Source organism: Pseudomonas sp. NPDC078700 (assembly GCF_044542375.1).
Lineage (GTDB): Bacteria > Pseudomonadota > Gammaproteobacteria > Pseudomonadales > Pseudomonadaceae > Aquipseudomonas.
This window is the reverse complement of sequence record NZ_JBITUI010000005.1, coordinates 143,999-159,272: the sequence shown is the minus strand read 5'-3', so window position 1 is coordinate 159,272 and position 15,274 is coordinate 143,999. Positions and strand designations below refer to the sequence as shown.

Below are 15,274 nucleotides of genomic sequence, written 5' to 3'. Positions count from 1 at the left end.
AATGACGGGTGATAAAAGTCATCCAACCCAACGTCCGCCCCCAATGCTAGGCTAACGACTGACTCGAATATTGCCAGCCAAAGCCCATGCGCCTGATTGATACACACACTCATATCGACTTCCCCGACTTCGATGCCGACCGCACTGAAGTGCTGGCTCGTAGCCGCGAGTTGGGCGTCGAACGCCTCGTGGTTTTAGGTGTGCATCAGGCGAACTGGCAGCGTGTCTGGCAACTGGTTCAAAGCGATAAACACCTGTACGCCGCACTGGGTTTACACCCTGTGTATTTAGCGCAGCACCAGAAACATCATCTGCAAGAACTGCGTGAGTGGCTGGAACGCTTGCAGGGTCATCCTCAACTCTGTGCAGTCGGTGAGATTGGTCTCGACTATTTTATCGATGAGCTTGACCCGCAAGCACAACAAACCTGGTTTGAGGCTCAATTGCAGCTCGCGCTTGAGTTTGATCTTCCCGCGTTGATTCATGTGCGCCGCGCCCACGCCGCCACTATCGCCACACTGAAACGCATAAAACCGCTGCGTGGCGGCATTATCCATGCGTTTGCAGGCAGTTATGAAGAGGCCCGCGAATACATCAAGCTCGGTTTCAAACTGGGTCTTGGCGGCGCACCAACCTGGCCACAAGCATTGCGCATGCACCGGGTGCTGCCACGCCTGCCGCTCGAAGCCATTGTGCTGGAAACAGATTCACCTGATATGCCACCGGCCATGTATCCGCAGCAGCGCAACAGCCCTGAACACCTGCCGGAGATCTGCGGGGCACTAGCCAAACACTTCAATATCAGCGCCGAGCAGTTAGCGCTGATGAGTAGCGCCAATGCCGAAGCAGTATTCGGCTGGTCCAACTGAGCCCGTTATTCTGGGGTTTCGACCAAGGCGCGAACTGCGCTGGCGCTATCTTGCTCAAGCGCCTGTAGCGCCAATAGTTGGCACTGGGTCCATTCGAGTTCCCGCACGCGGGCTTTAACCATGGCCACCGAGCGCGCAGACACGCTTAGCTCATCAACCCCAAGCCCAACCAGCAGGGGCACAGCGAGCATGTCATTGGCTAACTCGCCACACACGCCCACCCACTTACCCTGCGCATGGGCAGCTGTCACAGTCTGGTTGATCAAATTAAGCACCGCCGGATGCAAACCGTCAGCCTGGGCCGACAACGTTGGATGGTCACGATCAATGGCCAGGGTGTACTGCGTGAGATCATTAGTGCCTATGCTAAAAAAATCGACTTCCTTGGCCAGAATAGGCGCTAACAAGGCAGCACTTGGGACTTCAATCATAATGCCCAACTGCAGGTCTTTGACCGGAATCTGTGAGCGCACCTGATGCGCAATATCGCGCGCCGCACGCCACTCCTCGATGCTGCCGATCATAGGGAACATCACGCGCAGCGGGCGTTCACCCGCACAGGTAAACAACGCCCGCAGCTGGGTTTCAAGAGTGTCCGGTCGTAGCAAACTCAAGCGGATACCGCGCATACCCAAAAATGGATTGGTTTCTGCTGGCATTGGCCAGTAGGCGAGCGGCTTGTCACCGCCTACATCAAGCGTGCGGACCACCAACGGCAAGCCATCAAGACTGTCGAATACACGGCGGTATTCACGCTCTTGAACGGCCTGATCCGGCATCTGAGCATGGTTCATGAAGATCCATTCAGTGCGCAACAAACCAATACCCTCGCCCCCTAACTCGACAGCCATCGGGGCTTCGCTGCCAGCACCAATATTAGCGGCGACCTCAACAGCATGGCCATCGCGGGTAACGGCTGGCTTTAGCCGCTCAGCATTGGCCCGCGCTTGCCGTTGCTGGCTCACTTCGCGCTCTTGCAGCGCGTGCTCCAGGGTCTGCTCGTCCGGCGAAACGCGGACCAAGCCGTGATCACCGTCCAGTAATAACTGAGTATGCTGAGCCAATGCCAGCACGCTCTCTCCAGCCCCTACAACCGCTGGAATACCCAACGCCCGGGCGATAATTGCGCTGTGTGCCGTGGCACCGCCCCGTGCGGTCAAAATCCCGGCAACCCGCTGACGATTGAGGCTGGCCACATCAGAAGGCGCAACCTCTTGCATCACCAGCACATAAGGTTCATCGGGCTCTTGCAGTGGCTTGACCTCACAGAGGTGCTCCAAGACACGCCGACCGATATCGCGCAAATCTGCAGCACGCTCAGCCAAGAGCGCATCGTGCAAGGCCTCTTGCTGCTTGGCTGCATTATCAATCTCGGCACTCCAGGCCGCCTCTGCACTGGCGTCGGCTGCCAGCCGGACTTGAATATCATCTCGCAGCGCGGGATCACTGAGCATCGCTTGATGCATCAGCAAAATGTCGCGCACATCGGTTTCCTGGCACTCATCAACCACGGCCTGGATATCGGCGGCCACTGCCTGCAAGGCATCGTCCAGACGCTGACGCTCATGCCTCTCCCCTTTGCCTTCCGCCGGGTAATCAAGCGCTTGCGGCACCCGCACCAGCGCAGGACCAATCGCTATCCCGGGCGATGCCGCCACGGCCCGCAGGCGCGAACCCGCCGCGGGGGCTACAAACTTTGGGGTTAATGCATCTTCAATTGCTGCCTGCACTGCAGGTTCGGTGTACACCGGCAGTGGTTCGACCTGCTCACCCAAGCCGTCCTCAACCGCCATTCTTAACGCGCCCAAGGCAGCCTCTGCAATGCTCGGTTCAGCGCTGAACTCAAGCACCTGACCACGCCGTGCGCCCAGCCCGAGCAATTTGCTCAAGCTCTTTGCCGAAACGCCAAGCCCCGGCTCTTCTGCCAGACGAATACGCACATCGCCAGCAAATCTCTGCGCCAGCTCACTTAGCACTTTGGCTGGCCGGGCATGCAAACCATGGGAGTTCGCCAGCGTCACGCAGACCCGACTCCAATCTGCAGGCACTTCACCGCCCAAGGCTTCAAGCACTGTACGACGCGACCTGGCTTGGCTAAATGTATCGCCATGCCCCTCAATCAACAGGTCGCACAGTCGCTCCAGCACGGGGCGGTGCGCCTCGCCGACACTGGCCGAACAGAACAGCCCTGTAACCGGTTGCTGATCAAAATCTACAGGGCGCTTGGGCGTGACAAAGGATAAGCCAGGCAGTTGCACCGACTGCTCACTGCTCAGCCACCACAACCCATCGCCCAAGGCCAACGGCTCAGCCTGCATGAGGCTGGCGATAAATGCCGAGTCTACACAGCCGGCCTTTTTCAGCAGACGCGCGCCCTGCCAGACCAACTCGTCAAAGTCTTCAACTGCAACAGCCAGTCGAATCAGTTGGCTGTCGAGTACCAAGTCCTGCGGGGTGCCTTGTAGCAGCGCAACAATGGTTTCAGCCTCGGTGGCCTGGTGCAAAGCCTGACTCAGCCCGCCATCTGCTACCGCATGGGTCAGCAATTGCAGAAGCCGCAAGTGCTCATCACCGCGTGCTGCAATGGCCACAACCAGATACACCTGTTGCCCATCACCCCAATCGACACCTTGCGGGAAATGAATCAGACGCACGCCGGCTTCGATAACCAGATCACGGCTGCTCGGTTTGCAATGCGGGGTCGCTATGCCCTGCCCCAAGTATGTTGAGCCTTGAGCTTCACGCGCCTGCATGCTGGCCAGATAGCCCGGCATGACTAAACCGTCGTCACTGAGCTTTGTCGCCAGCAGGCTCAATGCTTCCTGCTTATTTGCAGCATTGCGACCCATCTGGATCTGCGCAGCATTTATTTCAAGCATTGAGCGCCTCTTGTGCGAGCGTGGTTGTGCGGTTGCGACCGGCGGCAGGCAGTGATAGTTCAAGGCCCAGGATCAATCAGCAGCGAGCGCCGTGTGCTGTACGCCCATGGACAGCCAGGTCGTAGGTGTAGCTGATGCGCGAAACGTTGACAGCAAGCACTTGGTTTGGCGCACCCGGCAATTGAGCTTCTGCCGCAACACAGAGGGGCCATCTTACAGCAGCTTGGGAGGATTACCGAACCGGCACGACGACGAATCGAGGTCAGTTCTCGCACGTCCGGCTAGCGATAGCCCGCAGAGTTGCGGGCTATTTGGGGTGGGTTTAGACGCGGAAAGCGCCAATCAATTGCTTAAGCTGTGAAACCTGCACAGACAACTCGCGACTGGCCTGCTCGGTATCGCTGGCCCCTTCCGCCGTGCGCTCGCCCGCCTGGTTGATCTGCACAATGTTCTGGTCAATATCATGGGCAACAGCCGTCTGCTGCTCAGCGGCTGCGGCAATTTGTTGATTTTGATCAACAATCATACCGACCGCGCCGAGTATATTTTCCAGTGCGGCTTGCACTTTGCTTGATTCACTTACCGTGTCATCCGCCATCTTGTGGCTGACATTCATGGTTTTAACCGCTGCCCCTACGCCGCCTTGCAACTTGGAGATCATCACTTCGATCTCCTCGGTGGATTGCTGCGTGCGTTTAGCTAAATTACGCACCTCATCGGCAACCACAGCAAAGCCTCGGCCCTGCTCACCTGCCCGTGCGGCTTCAATGGCGGCGTTCAGTGCGAGCAAGTTGGTTTGCTCAGCCACACCCTTGATGACATCCAGTACCTGCGATATCGACGCACTGTCGCTGGCAAGCTGATTGATCACCACCACCGACTGATCGATCTCATTAGCAAGACGCTGAATACTGCCGACTTGCGCTTCGAGCAAGGCGCGACCGCTGATGGTTTCATCATTGACGCTGTTCGCGCTGCCAACGGCAGCTGCGGCACTGCTGGCGACCTCTTGAGCCGTTGCGGACATCTGATTCATCGCCGTCGCAACTTGCTCAATTTGCCCCAATTGGCCGGCAACGGCTTGGTTGCTCTGTGCAGAAACCGACTCAACCCGTCCAGCTTGACGCTCAACCTCAATAACCGTTTGACCGACACGGTTAATCAGCTCGCGAATTTTCACCACAGTGCCATTGAACACCAGCCCCAGATCGCCCACCTCATCGCGACTGCTGGCCTTGAAACTTACAGTCATATCACCGGTGGCGACTTGATCCATGGTCAAACCAAGCTGCTTGAGACTTGTCCGAACCGACACATAGAAACCGCTGTAGAGATAAAAAATCAGCAGCAACACCAGGCCCAGCGCAACAGCCAACAACAGCATTCGGTTTAAACTGGCCTGCACCCGTGCGTCGAGACGCTGATCAAGCAGACTGACCACCGCATCGCTAAAGTCATAGGTTTTGCCAATTAACGCGGTGGTGTCAGAGAAGAAGGTTCGCCATGGTGCATCCAGCGAGTCAGCGATTACCACGCGGTCTTCAAACAGGCGTGTAGCTTCGGCCAGCGTCTTTTGGCTGGCGTCCGCGGGGCCCGTCAGCGCTGCACTCAAATCCGGGCTGGCGCTGAGCGCCTGCTTAATATCAACCGAATAGGCACCGCCAAGGGTTTCCAACGACTCAAGCAAATCCGCAAAGGTATTACTGTCGGCAGAATTCAATAACCCCTGGCCCAAGGTGGCAGCGCCTAACTCGCGGCCTTGGCCCAATGCCTGGGTGACCTGCGGCATACTGCTAAGAAGCAAATTGGTCAGTTGGCGCACCGCACGCTCGCTGTCCTGGCTCAACCCGGCTTGGCTGGCAATCAACTTGGCAAATACGCCGGAACGCCCCACCAACTCGCGACCCAGATTGACCTTACTGCGCAGCGACGGCTCCGCCTCAATCGCCTGCATGCCTTCGCTAACGGTTTTGCGCTGCGCTTCGAACTCCGCCCGGTCTGCCTCAGTACTCACGGCGGGCTGCATGCCAGCCAGGGTATTTTCAATTGTGGTTTTGGCTGCGCTCAGCTCATCTGCCAAACCACTGCCGGTATTATTGGTGCCTAACTCAGCATCGACACTCAATAAATTGGCATACAGTTCAGCGTTTCGCCGCAGTTGCAGAGCATTGGACAGTAGCCCAATGCTGTTGCGGGCAGACTCACTCATCTGATACTGACGGTAGGCGTCATGCATCAGAAAGTAGTTGGTAACCAGCATGGGCAGGAAAAACAGAATACTGATCAACCCAAACTTCATGCCGAAGCTGAGGCGGTTCATCAGGGCGATAGCCGGATACAACGCAGTCTTCACAAGACGTCTCCAGATCGATTTATTTTTATTAGTCGGCAGTTCTCAAACGGACCACCGTTAACTACTCAGGCGCACTTCAACACTACAAAGCAAGACGATTGGCCAGGCAGCACAATCGATCACATCTGCAGGGCACAATGTATACCTGTTATCGGCCTGATTCTCTGTAACTTAAGGTAAGTGACGGGCTGAATATTGCGGCATAAACGCCCTTTGGGTAGCGCGCAACGTCTTTCGTCCGTCATCGTTGACAGCGGCTTTCAGGGATATTTGCTTAGGCCTTGATGGGCAAGCGTCGCGCTGCCCACCCGAGGAGATTATGCCTATAAAAACAGCGTCCACAGGGCGAACACGGCATACCAAAGAATCGCGCAGCGCACCAAGAGCTGCCACAACTCATCCAGGGTATTGACCCCAGCTTCACCCATTACAGGCGCAGGGATTTCGCACGCCGCTCTGGCAACGTTGGCCACCAAGCGAGCAGCGCAGATATCCCAGCTCAGCAACTCATGCAGCAGAGCCCGGCTGACACCCACAAAGTTACCGACCAAGCCGAAACTTACACACAGCACGCGAACCGGTAACCAATCAAAACCGTGGCGTAATTGCCCTGCCCGCGATTGCAGGGCCGGTTGCAATGAATGTTCTTCAATCAAGGCCAATAACCGATAGGCCAGTACTGCGAGCGGGCCGAGCAAGGCATACCAGAAAATCACCGCAAAGAAACTCTGATAAGCCTGCCAGACCATGTACTGCTGTACATCGGTCAACAGCATTTCCGGGTCTTGGGCATCAATGCCGAGATCGCGCCGCGCCACCAGATAGGCCGACTCATCGTCGTTGCGCCGCCAACTATCACGAAACGGCCCAAGTGCAGCCAGCAAATCGCCACGACCCAAGCTGTAGACCACAATCAACAAATGCACCGGCAGCGCCAGCCAACCATAAGCAACGGGTGCCAACAGGCCCAGCACCAGCGCTAAAACCAACAATGGCACCGCAAGTAAACCGACAATGGCTAACCAGGGCATCGCCACGTGCTGCTCGCTGCGCTCTATCTTGGCGAGGAAGCGTAGCCAGGGGCCGTCCTGCTGAATGGCACTGCGCCAGGCCGAAAATTTCTCAACCCAGAGCACCAACAGCAACACCAGAAAATTCATAAAAGCCTCTATTGTTCAGTCAAACTATTGCGCAAACGTTGCCAATCAAACGCTGGCCCCGGGTCAGTCTTACGCCCAGGCGCAATGTCACTATGGCCGCGCATGCGTTCAAGAGTGATCTGCGGATAGCCACGTTGCAAGGCTAAAGTGAGCGCTTTCAATGCATGATATTGCGCCTCGCTAAAGGGCAACTCATCAGTGCCTTCGAGCTCGATGCCCAAGGAGAAATCATTGCAGTTCTCACGCCCCTCAAAACATGACACACCTGCATGCCAAGCCCGGTCCAGACAGGATACAAACTGGGTGATCGCGCCAGTGCGTTCAATCAAAAAATGCGCCGATACCGTCAATGCAGCAATCTCGGCAAAGTAAGGGTGCTGATCGGCGTCGAGTTGATTCTGGAAAAAAGCGTGCACATGACCACCACCAAATTCCCCCGGCGGCAGGCTGATATTATGCATGACCAACAACGAGATCTCGCCTGCAGGCCGCTCATTGCAGTTAGGTGAAGGACAGTGGCGAACGCCTTGAAACCAACCGGTTTGAGAATCCAGCTGCATACACATTCCTCTAGACAGGCGCCTACTCTAGAGCCATCGCCTAGGTTGTGGCAACGCGAAGCTTGCCCACCAAGGCTCGCGTAGGGTGGCCAAGCCCCAGCTTGCCCACCGCGACTCATGAACAAAGCACAAATATCGGCACCCGCAACGGGGGGGTAAAAAGCGTCACCCACAAATCAAAACGCCCAGCATTTGGCTGGGCGTCTGGTTGAATGGAGGCGAAAGAATCAGCTGTTCTTCAAACGACGCAAATTACCGATAACCGATTCAAGCGCCCGGTCAAACAGCAGTGCGTCATCCAACAGGCGAATGGCATTGCGACGGAATTCGATGGCCAAGGCCATGCGGGTTTTCTCAAGCACCTTCATCCCTGTGCGGTTAACGAAGATAAACTTGCCGGTAGGCTTGATAATCGCCGCCAATTTGCAGCGCAGTTTATGCTCGTCGTCCTCGATAAACTCAACCCAACTGCCCACACGCAACGCATCAACCTTAGGCAGCATCTCATCGTCGTCTGGCAAGGCCACTTCAGCTTGTGGGGCTTGTGTTTCACCGGGTGCCAAAAGCACGATTTCTTCAACCACCTCAACCATCGGTGCCACTTCAGGCTCATCAATGGGGGGCACTTCAAGCAGCGGCACTTCGATTCCGGCATCGAGCAAGGCTTGGCTCTGTTCTACCTTCGCAGCCACTGCCGGCTCAGCCATAATCCGCTTGAAACGCTGGAATGCATGAACATGCAACATCTCAAGCTGGCTGAAAAATTCACTGGTCGCGAATGGATCAAACGCCGCACTGGTCATGCCTTCGCGCAATGCCTTGAGCAAGCCAGGCACCATTTGCAACAAGCGAAGTCGCGCCTCAGGATTTGCATGGGGCTCAACGCTCCAGATCAAATCATCCATGGTTGCCAGCGCTCCATCCCACTCTTGCGACTCAACGCCATGCTTGAGGCAGGTTAACGTCAGCACGCTGCTCCACCCTTCCTGAAGCAAACGCACAACCACTTCAGGCAGTTTTTTGCCCAGCAAACGCTCATTCAGCGCCTGTTCAACTTGTTTACGTGCCAACTCTGAACGCGCACTGCCTTCCTCGGCATCACGGGTGCGCTGCTCTAAAAGCTCGCTACGGCGACGCTCGTCAACAGTGAACGCCATGAAATCGCTAAGCAACTCGGCGAAAATCTGTGGGTCATCAACAAAGTCGTTAAGCAGGCGCTGAACGACCTGCTCGATCTTCTGGAACAGGTTGTCGCGCTGAACGTTATCTTGTTCGCCCCACCCTAAAGATGCAGCGGCGATCTCATTAAGCAGACGGCGCGCTGGGTGGCTGCCGCGGCTAAAAAAGGTTTTATCCAGCACCGCGACTTTGAGCATTGGAATCTGCAGACGCGCAATCAATGCCTTTAGGGAGTCAGGCAGCGTGCGGTCATCGAGAATAAACTCAAACAACATCGACACCAGGTTGATGACATCCTCATCAACCTCGCCGACAACCCGCGTTTTGCCACTCTTGGCACTGGCGCGGCTGAGTAACAGTTCAAGTTGATCACGCAACACGAAATCAGAGCTGGCCTGAACTGGCGCACGCTGTTGCATATGCGACAACAGACGCATTAAGTCATTGCTGGTGATCGGCATGGCATCAACAGGCGCTTGACGCTGCGTCATCGCACCACGCGACTGCGACAGCAAGTCCTGCAAGGCACTGAACACCTCTTGCACGTCTTGCTCAACAAACTCGCCTGCAACCGGTGAGTGCGGCTGACCAACATTGCCAGCAGCACTGCGGTTGGATGGCTGGCCATGAGTCGATGGACGACGAAGCGGCGCAGATTTCAACTCAGGCAAAACACCTGCCGCAACTAGCTGCTGATTGGCCTCGGCATACAGCTGATCAAGATCGACCAGCACAAACTTTTCAAACAGCTTGAAGATGATCAGCTTAACCTTGATCTCTACACCCAAGCTGGCGCAAGCACTCAAGAAATAAGCACACAATGAGGCCGGGCCCAGGGGGTTGCTCTTGTCATCTAGCTTGCGGCTCACCAATGCATTCAAGCGCGTAGTGAGATGGCCGAGTGCCTGACTGTCGCGGCTCAGCACCTTGGCGATCATTGCATCAACGGCCACGGTTTCTTCAAGCTCATCGTTCTGCACCAGCGACAAACTGTCGAAGGACACAGTATCAAGGGCTGGGGGTTTGCCGATGGAGTATTGATTGAGGGTAGAGAAGGATTCGAAGATGGCTTGCAGGAACTCGCGCTCAACGTTCTTTCGCTTCAAGCGCAAGTCACGCATGGCCTCGAAAAAAGCATTTTGCTCGCCATTGCTGCTGGCACGGTCGGCCATTTCAAACAGCGTATCGTCAGCGTTATCAAACAAGGCTTGCAAGGCTTGCTTGAGCTGTTGGGCAGCTTTGTCGCGCAACTGAATCAAGGCAGCAGGCAGCCTCGCCGCAGAAGCAGCGTTGGCCTGTTCCGCGGCCAAAGGATTAAGGTGAACCACCTTAGCGTCAGTTGTCATATGTGCCCGTCTCCTGCAGATCGCCCTCCTTGGCAGCCTCTCTGCATGCAATCAATCGATGCCACTGCCTCGGGTCAAAGCCTAACGTCAAGGCAATGGCGTCAATAATCTAATGTATGAACGCATTATAGCCATGTAGCACAACTTACCAAGCCTTCAACAGTATCAGGCATGACTCAGATCACACATGGCCGACTCAACTGACGAGCGGTACAAAACCCTGGACAGTTATGTTCTAAGAGTCCGCTTACTGCAAATAATTCACTCTAAGGCACTGCGCCAGCAGCCCAACGCGCTCAATTTGAACGCCGTAGAAAGCTGCGCGACAGGGATTTCTACCCTTATAATCGCCGCTCACAAAAAATGGAGCGCGCCATGCCTAACCTAATACTCGCCGACCTGACTGCCGAAATTGAGGCCAACGTTCGCCGGGCACTAGCCGAAGACATGGGCAGCGGAGACATCACCGCGCAACTGATTCCTGCCGAGCGACTGGCCCACGCCACCGTCATCAGCCGCGACGCTGCCGTTATTTGCGGCACAGCTTGGGTTGATGCAGTGTTCCGTCAGGTTGATGATCGCGTTGCCGTGCACTGGCAGGTGGCGGACGGTGACCGCGTCGAGCCGAACCAAGCACTGTTCCATTTAGAAGGCCCGGCCCGCGCCCTGCTCACTGGCGAGCGCAGCGCCCTGAATTTCCTGCAAACCCTGTCTGCTGTAGCCACGCGCTGCCAGCACTATGCCGATATGGTGCAAGGCACCCAGATCAAAATCCTCGACACCCGCAAAACCCTACCTGGGCTGCGACTTGCGCAGAAGTACGCGGTCACCTGTGGCGGCTGCCATAACCACCGCATCGGCTTGTTCGATGCCTTCCTTATAAAGGAAAACCACATCGCTGCCTGCGGCAATATCGACGCAGCCGTAAAAGCCGCACACAAGATTGCGCCGGGCAAACCGGTAGAAGTGGAAGTGGAAAGCCTGGAAGAACTGCAACAGGCCCTGGATGCCGGCGCTGACATCATCATGCTGGATGAGCTGTCACTGGATGACATGCGCCAAGCCGTCGCCATCACCCAAGGCAAAGCCAAACTAGAAGCCTCAGGTGGCGTCAATGAATCCACGCTTAGGGCTATTGCTGAGACGGGCGTGGACTATGTGTCGATTGGGGCGTTGACTAAAGATATTAAAGCGGTGGATTTGTCGATGCGGCTGGGGTTGTGAACTACATTCAAGAAACCATTTACCCAGAAGCACAACTACTGGTGACCACAAATATTTATGGACTAATGCTCAAGCATATTTAGCAAGCCATAAAAGATTTAAAAAAATAAAAAGGCCTGCTAAATAGGCAGGCCTTTCTGAGTCGATTACTTACTGCGGGCAAGACTTCGGAGCATACTTCGCATCAGTGGCACCACTTGATGTGCAAGCCCACGTTCCATCAGCAGCAGTACGCGTCCAAGTCAGCTTGGCAGCTGCAACCTGAGTAGGTGCATTCAGCATCGCACATTCAATGGAGTTTGCGCTCAGGGTGATTGTGCAGTTGTTGGTTGTTGTTGCTAAACCGATTTTAGCGTTATCACCAGCAGCAACAGTTTCACCATTGTTAACAGTCTCTTCGAAAGCGGTGCGACCGGCAGAGATTTCAGCGAGGCCGGCAGTCATTTTCGATCGTGCTTGGTAGTCGCTATAAGCAGGCAATGCGATTGCAGCCAAAATACCGATGATCGCAACTACGATCATCAATTCAATCAGGGTAAAACCTTTTTGAGCTTTCATAATTCTCTCCTAGAAATGAGTAGGCCCTACGACCTGAATGGACTAAAGCATTCATCGTGCCAACTTCTCGAATAGCGCAATTCAAGGCAATCCGCCAAAAGACAGCGCCATTAAGATCAAATTCACGACAGCATGTGACGCAATTCGTCAGTCACGGAATGTCAATTTGGTTCTACCCGTCAACTAGGCTATAACGCAGGCATAGTTTTTGGAGGTCGCAATGAACGACGTCGTCTCTCTCACCGGCCTAGCCAAGCAAATGGTCATCGCCGAACTGCTTGATGAGAAAGCAGCCCAGCAAGCGCAGCAGCAAGCCACGCGCAATAAAATGTCGCTAGTCACCTACCTTGTACAAAACAAGCTGGTGAAAAGCCGTGCGCTGGCTGAACTGGCTTCTGATCAATTCGGCGTGTCATTTGTTGACCTTGGCTCCATAGATAAAGAAAGCCAGCCGCGAGACCTGGTCAGCGAAAAGCTGGTGCGTCAGCACCGAATAATTCCGTTATGGAAGCGTGGCAACAAGCTATTTATTGGCGTCTCCGACCCGACCAACCATCAAGCCGTTACCGACATCCAGTTCAGTACTGGGCTTAACACCGAAGCCATTTTGGTTGAAGACGACAAACTCGGCGACGCCATCGAAAAGTTCTTCGACTCCGGGGCAAGCGGCATGGAAGACCTTGCCGACGTTGACTTGGATGGGCTTGATGTAGAGGCCGTAGACGACGAACCTCGTGGTGGCGATGGCGGCCAGGATGCAGATGATGCGCCCGTGGTGCGGTTCGTTAATAAGATGTTGCTCGATGCCATTAAAGGCGGCTCATCTGACTTGCACTTTGAACCTTACGAAAAAACCTACCGTGTGCGTTTGCGTACAGACGGTATTTTGCATGAAGTGGCGCGTCCACCTATTCAGCTTGCACCTAGAATTTCTGCACGCTTGAAGGTTATGGCCTCGCTGGATATTTCCGAGCGGCGCAAGCCTCAGGATGGGCGCATCAAGATGCGCATCTCCAAGACCAAGTCAATCGATTTTCGGGTTAACACCTTGCCTACTTTGTGGGGCGAGAAAATCGTGATGCGGATTCTCGACCCCACCAGCGCGCAAATGGGCATCGATGCCCTTGGCTATGAGGAAGACCAGAAAGAGCTGTATATGACAGCCCTTAAGCAACCCCAGGGGATGATTCTGGTTACCGGGCCGACAGGGTCTGGCAAAACCGTATCGCTCTACACTGGCCTGAATATTCTGAATACCGCCGATGTAAATATTTCCACGGCAGAAGACCCGGTAGAGATCAACCTTGAAGGCATCAACCAGGTCAACGTCAACCCCAAGCAAGGCATGGACTTTACTCAGGCGTTGCGCGCATTCCTGCGGCAAGACCCGGATATCATCATGGTCGGTGAGATCCGTGACCTTGATACCGCCTCTATTGCAGTAAAAGCTGCGCAAACTGGGCATATGGTGATGTCCACCCTGCACACCAACAGCGCGGCAGAGACCCTGACCCGCCTGCGCAATATGGGTGTTCCTTCATTTAATATCGCCACCTCGGTCAACCTGATTATTGCCCAGCGTCTGGCGCGCAAATTGTGCAGCACCTGCAAGAAAGAAGTGGATGTCCCCCGCGAGACGCTTTTAGAAGAGGGCTTTCCTGAGGCAAAAATTGGCACCTTCAAGATTTTTGGCCCTGTGGGATGCGAAAATTGCAAAGGCGGTTACAAAGGCCGTGTCGGAATATATGAAGTGGTTAAAAACACGCCTAACCTGCAACGGATTATCATGGAGGAAGGCAACTCCATCGACATTTCCGCGCAGATGCGCAAAGACGGCTTTAATGATCTACGCACCTCAGCACTGGTGAAGGCGATGCAAGGCGTCACCAGCCTTGAGGAAGTCAACCGCGTAACCAAGGATTAACCATGGCGGCAAAAGCAATAAAAACCAGCGTATTCGCCTGGGAAGGTAAAGATAAGAAAGGTGCCACCATTAAAGGTGAACTCAGCGGGCAAAACCCAGCCTTGGTCAAGGCCCAGTTGCGCAAGCAAGGTATCAACCCGATCAAGGTGCGCAAAAAATCTGTTTCGATTTTCGGCAAGGGCAAAAAAATCAAGCCCATGGATATAGCTCTGTTCACAAGACAGATGGCAACCATGATGAAAGCAGGTGTTCCACTTTTGCAATCGTTTGATATTATTGCCGAAGGTGTAGACAATCCCAACATGCGTAAGCTGGTCGATGAAGTTAAACAGGATGTAGCCGCCGGTAATAGTTTCGCGGACTCTCTACGCAAAAGACCTAAATACTTTGACGACCTGTACTGCAACTTAGTTGACTCGGGGGAGCAGTCGGGAGCACTAGAAACACTTCTAGATCGTGTTGCAACGTACAAAGAGAAGACAGAAGCACTTAAAGCAAAAATTAAAAAAGCAATGAACTATCCAATTGCGGTAGTAGTGGTTGCGCTGATTGTTTCTGCAATTCTTTTGATAAAAGTTGTTCCGCAGTTTCAATCGGTCTTCTCAGGCTTTGGCGCTGAACTACCAGCGTTCACACTCTTTGTAATTGCTATATCTGAAGCACTGCAAAAATGGTGGATACTCGTTCTTATTGGACTATTTTTCGTTACCTTAGCTTTCAAAGAAACTCATAAACGATCAGAAAAATTTAGGAACGCTTTGGATCGTACAATATTAAAGCTGCCAGTGGTAGGCGATATACTGTACAAGTCTGCTGTAGCCCGATTTGCAAGAACGCTTGCAACTACGTTCGCTGCTGGCGTGCCTTTAGTAGATGCGCTTGATTCAGTTGCAGGTGCTACAGGCAACATTGTTTTTAAAAACGCAACCAACAAAATAAAAGCCGATGTTTCAACAGGCATGCAACTTAATTTCTCCATGCGCGCTACCAATACGTTCCCATCTATGGCCATTCAAATGACAGCTATCGGTGAAGAGTCTGGATCACTTGATGACATGCTTGATAAAGTTGCGACATTCTATGAGGATGAAGTAGACAATATGGTCGATGGCCTAACCAGCCTAATGGAGCCGATTATTATGTCGGTCTTGGGCGTGGTAGTGGGCGGTCTGGTTATTGCGATGTACTTACCAATCTTCCAGCTGGGTCAAGTCGTCTAACT

The 15,274-nt window shown here is 54.2% G+C and carries 10 protein-coding genes and 1 pseudogene; 4 read left to right on the top strand and 7 right to left on the bottom strand.

The genetic code is table 11. From position 1 onward, the window contains the following. The first annotated feature begins 86 nt into the window (after positions 1-86). On the top strand, positions 87-869 hold the full coding sequence (locus ACIGCM_RS18180; RefSeq protein ID WP_397503461.1) for a TatD family hydrolase: 783 nt from the start codon (positions 87-89) through the stop codon (positions 867-869). A 5-nt stretch (positions 870-874) separates the two neighbouring features. Here the strand turns inward: ACIGCM_RS18180 and ptsP are convergent, their stop codons facing one another. From ptsP to ACIGCM_RS18150, 6 genes and pseudogenes are all read right to left on the bottom strand, one after another. Continuing rightward, positions 875-3,748 (bottom strand): phosphoenolpyruvate--protein phosphotransferase, encoded by a 2,874-nt coding sequence (gene ptsP / locus ACIGCM_RS18175; protein WP_397503460.1) that lies wholly within the window; start codon positions 3,746-3,748, stop codon positions 875-877. A 322-nt stretch (positions 3,749-4,070) separates the two neighbouring features. After that, on the bottom strand, positions 4,071-4,775 hold the full coding sequence (locus ACIGCM_RS18170) for a methyl-accepting chemotaxis protein (protein WP_397503581.1): 705 nt from the start codon (positions 4,773-4,775) through the stop codon (positions 4,071-4,073). Between the two features lie 153 nt (positions 4,776-4,928). Next, positions 4,929-5,132: pseudogene (locus tag ACIGCM_RS18165) on the bottom strand (HAMP domain-containing protein); the annotation flags it as partial. Positions 5,133-6,424: 1,292 nt separating this feature from the next. Further along, positions 6,425-7,261 carry a regulatory signaling modulator protein AmpE gene (ampE, locus tag ACIGCM_RS18160; RefSeq protein ID WP_397503459.1) on the bottom strand — a complete coding sequence of 279 codons (837 nt, stop codon included), beginning with the start codon at positions 7,259-7,261 and terminating at the stop codon, positions 6,425-6,427. An 8-nt stretch (positions 7,262-7,269) separates the two neighbouring features. Next, the gene (ampD, locus tag ACIGCM_RS18155) at positions 7,270-7,821 is read right to left on the bottom strand and encodes a 1,6-anhydro-N-acetylmuramyl-L-alanine amidase AmpD (protein ID WP_397503458.1); all 552 of its coding nucleotides are present in this window, start codon (positions 7,819-7,821) and stop codon (positions 7,270-7,272) included. Between the two features lie 227 nt (positions 7,822-8,048). Next, the gene (locus tag ACIGCM_RS18150) at positions 8,049-10,346 is read right to left on the bottom strand and encodes a DUF1631 domain-containing protein (RefSeq protein ID WP_397503457.1); all 2,298 of its coding nucleotides are present in this window, start codon (positions 10,344-10,346) and stop codon (positions 8,049-8,051) included. 375 nt (positions 10,347-10,721) lie between these two features. On the opposite strand from ACIGCM_RS18150, the gene nadC reads away from it, so the two are divergent. Beyond that, positions 10,722-11,570, top strand: a complete 849-nt coding sequence (gene nadC, locus ACIGCM_RS18145; protein ID WP_397503456.1) for a carboxylating nicotinate-nucleotide diphosphorylase — start codon at positions 10,722-10,724, stop codon at positions 11,568-11,570. A gap of 150 nt (positions 11,571-11,720) precedes the next feature. Here nadC and ACIGCM_RS18140 read toward each other — a convergent pair whose 3' ends face one another. Then, positions 11,721-12,128: a pilin gene (locus ACIGCM_RS18140; protein ID WP_397503455.1), complete on the bottom strand. Its 408-nt coding sequence runs from the start codon at positions 12,126-12,128 to the stop codon at positions 11,721-11,723. A 220-nt stretch (positions 12,129-12,348) separates the two neighbouring features. Here ACIGCM_RS18140 and pilB point away from each other — a divergent pair, with 220 nt between their 5' ends. Beyond that, positions 12,349-14,052, top strand: coding sequence for a type IV-A pilus assembly ATPase PilB (gene pilB, locus ACIGCM_RS18135; protein ID WP_397503454.1), 1,704 nt, complete (start codon positions 12,349-12,351; stop codon positions 14,050-14,052). 2 nt (positions 14,053-14,054) lie between these two features. Next, positions 14,055-15,272 carry a type II secretion system F family protein gene (locus tag ACIGCM_RS18130; RefSeq protein ID WP_397503453.1) on the top strand — a complete coding sequence of 406 codons (1,218 nt, stop codon included), beginning with the start codon at positions 14,055-14,057 and terminating at the stop codon, positions 15,270-15,272. Positions 15,273-15,274 lie beyond the last annotated feature (2 nt).

What these genes read in the sequence shown, in the direction of transcription:
- ACIGCM_RS18170 (WP_397503581.1), bottom strand. Translation starts at nt 4,775, where the DNA reads ATGTCCGCAACGGCTCAAGAGGTCGCCAGCAGTGCCGCAGCTGCCGTT.
- ACIGCM_RS18180 (WP_397503461.1), top strand. Translation starts at nt 87, where the DNA reads ATGCGCCTGATTGATACACACACTCATATCGACTTCCCCGACTTCGAT.
- pilB (WP_397503454.1), top strand. Translation starts at nt 12,349, where the DNA reads ATGAACGACGTCGTCTCTCTCACCGGCCTAGCCAAGCAAATGGTCATC.
- ACIGCM_RS18130 (WP_397503453.1), top strand. Translation starts at nt 14,055, where the DNA reads ATGGCGGCAAAAGCAATAAAAACCAGCGTATTCGCCTGGGAAGGTAAA.
- ampE (WP_397503459.1), bottom strand. Translation starts at nt 7,261, where the DNA reads ATGAATTTTCTGGTGTTGCTGTTGGTGCTCTGGGTTGAGAAATTTTCG.
- nadC (WP_397503456.1), top strand. Translation starts at nt 10,722, where the DNA reads ATGCCTAACCTAATACTCGCCGACCTGACTGCCGAAATTGAGGCCAAC.
- ACIGCM_RS18140 (WP_397503455.1), bottom strand. Translation starts at nt 12,128, where the DNA reads ATGAAAGCTCAAAAAGGTTTTACCCTGATTGAATTGATGATCGTAGTT.
- ptsP (WP_397503460.1), bottom strand. Translation starts at nt 3,748, where the DNA reads ATGCTTGAAATAAATGCTGCGCAGATCCAGATGGGTCGCAATGCTGCA.
- ACIGCM_RS18150 (WP_397503457.1), bottom strand. Translation starts at nt 10,346, where the DNA reads ATGACAACTGACGCTAAGGTGGTTCACCTTAATCCTTTGGCCGCGGAA.
- ampD (WP_397503458.1), bottom strand. Translation starts at nt 7,821, where the DNA reads ATGCAGCTGGATTCTCAAACCGGTTGGTTTCAAGGCGTTCGCCACTGT.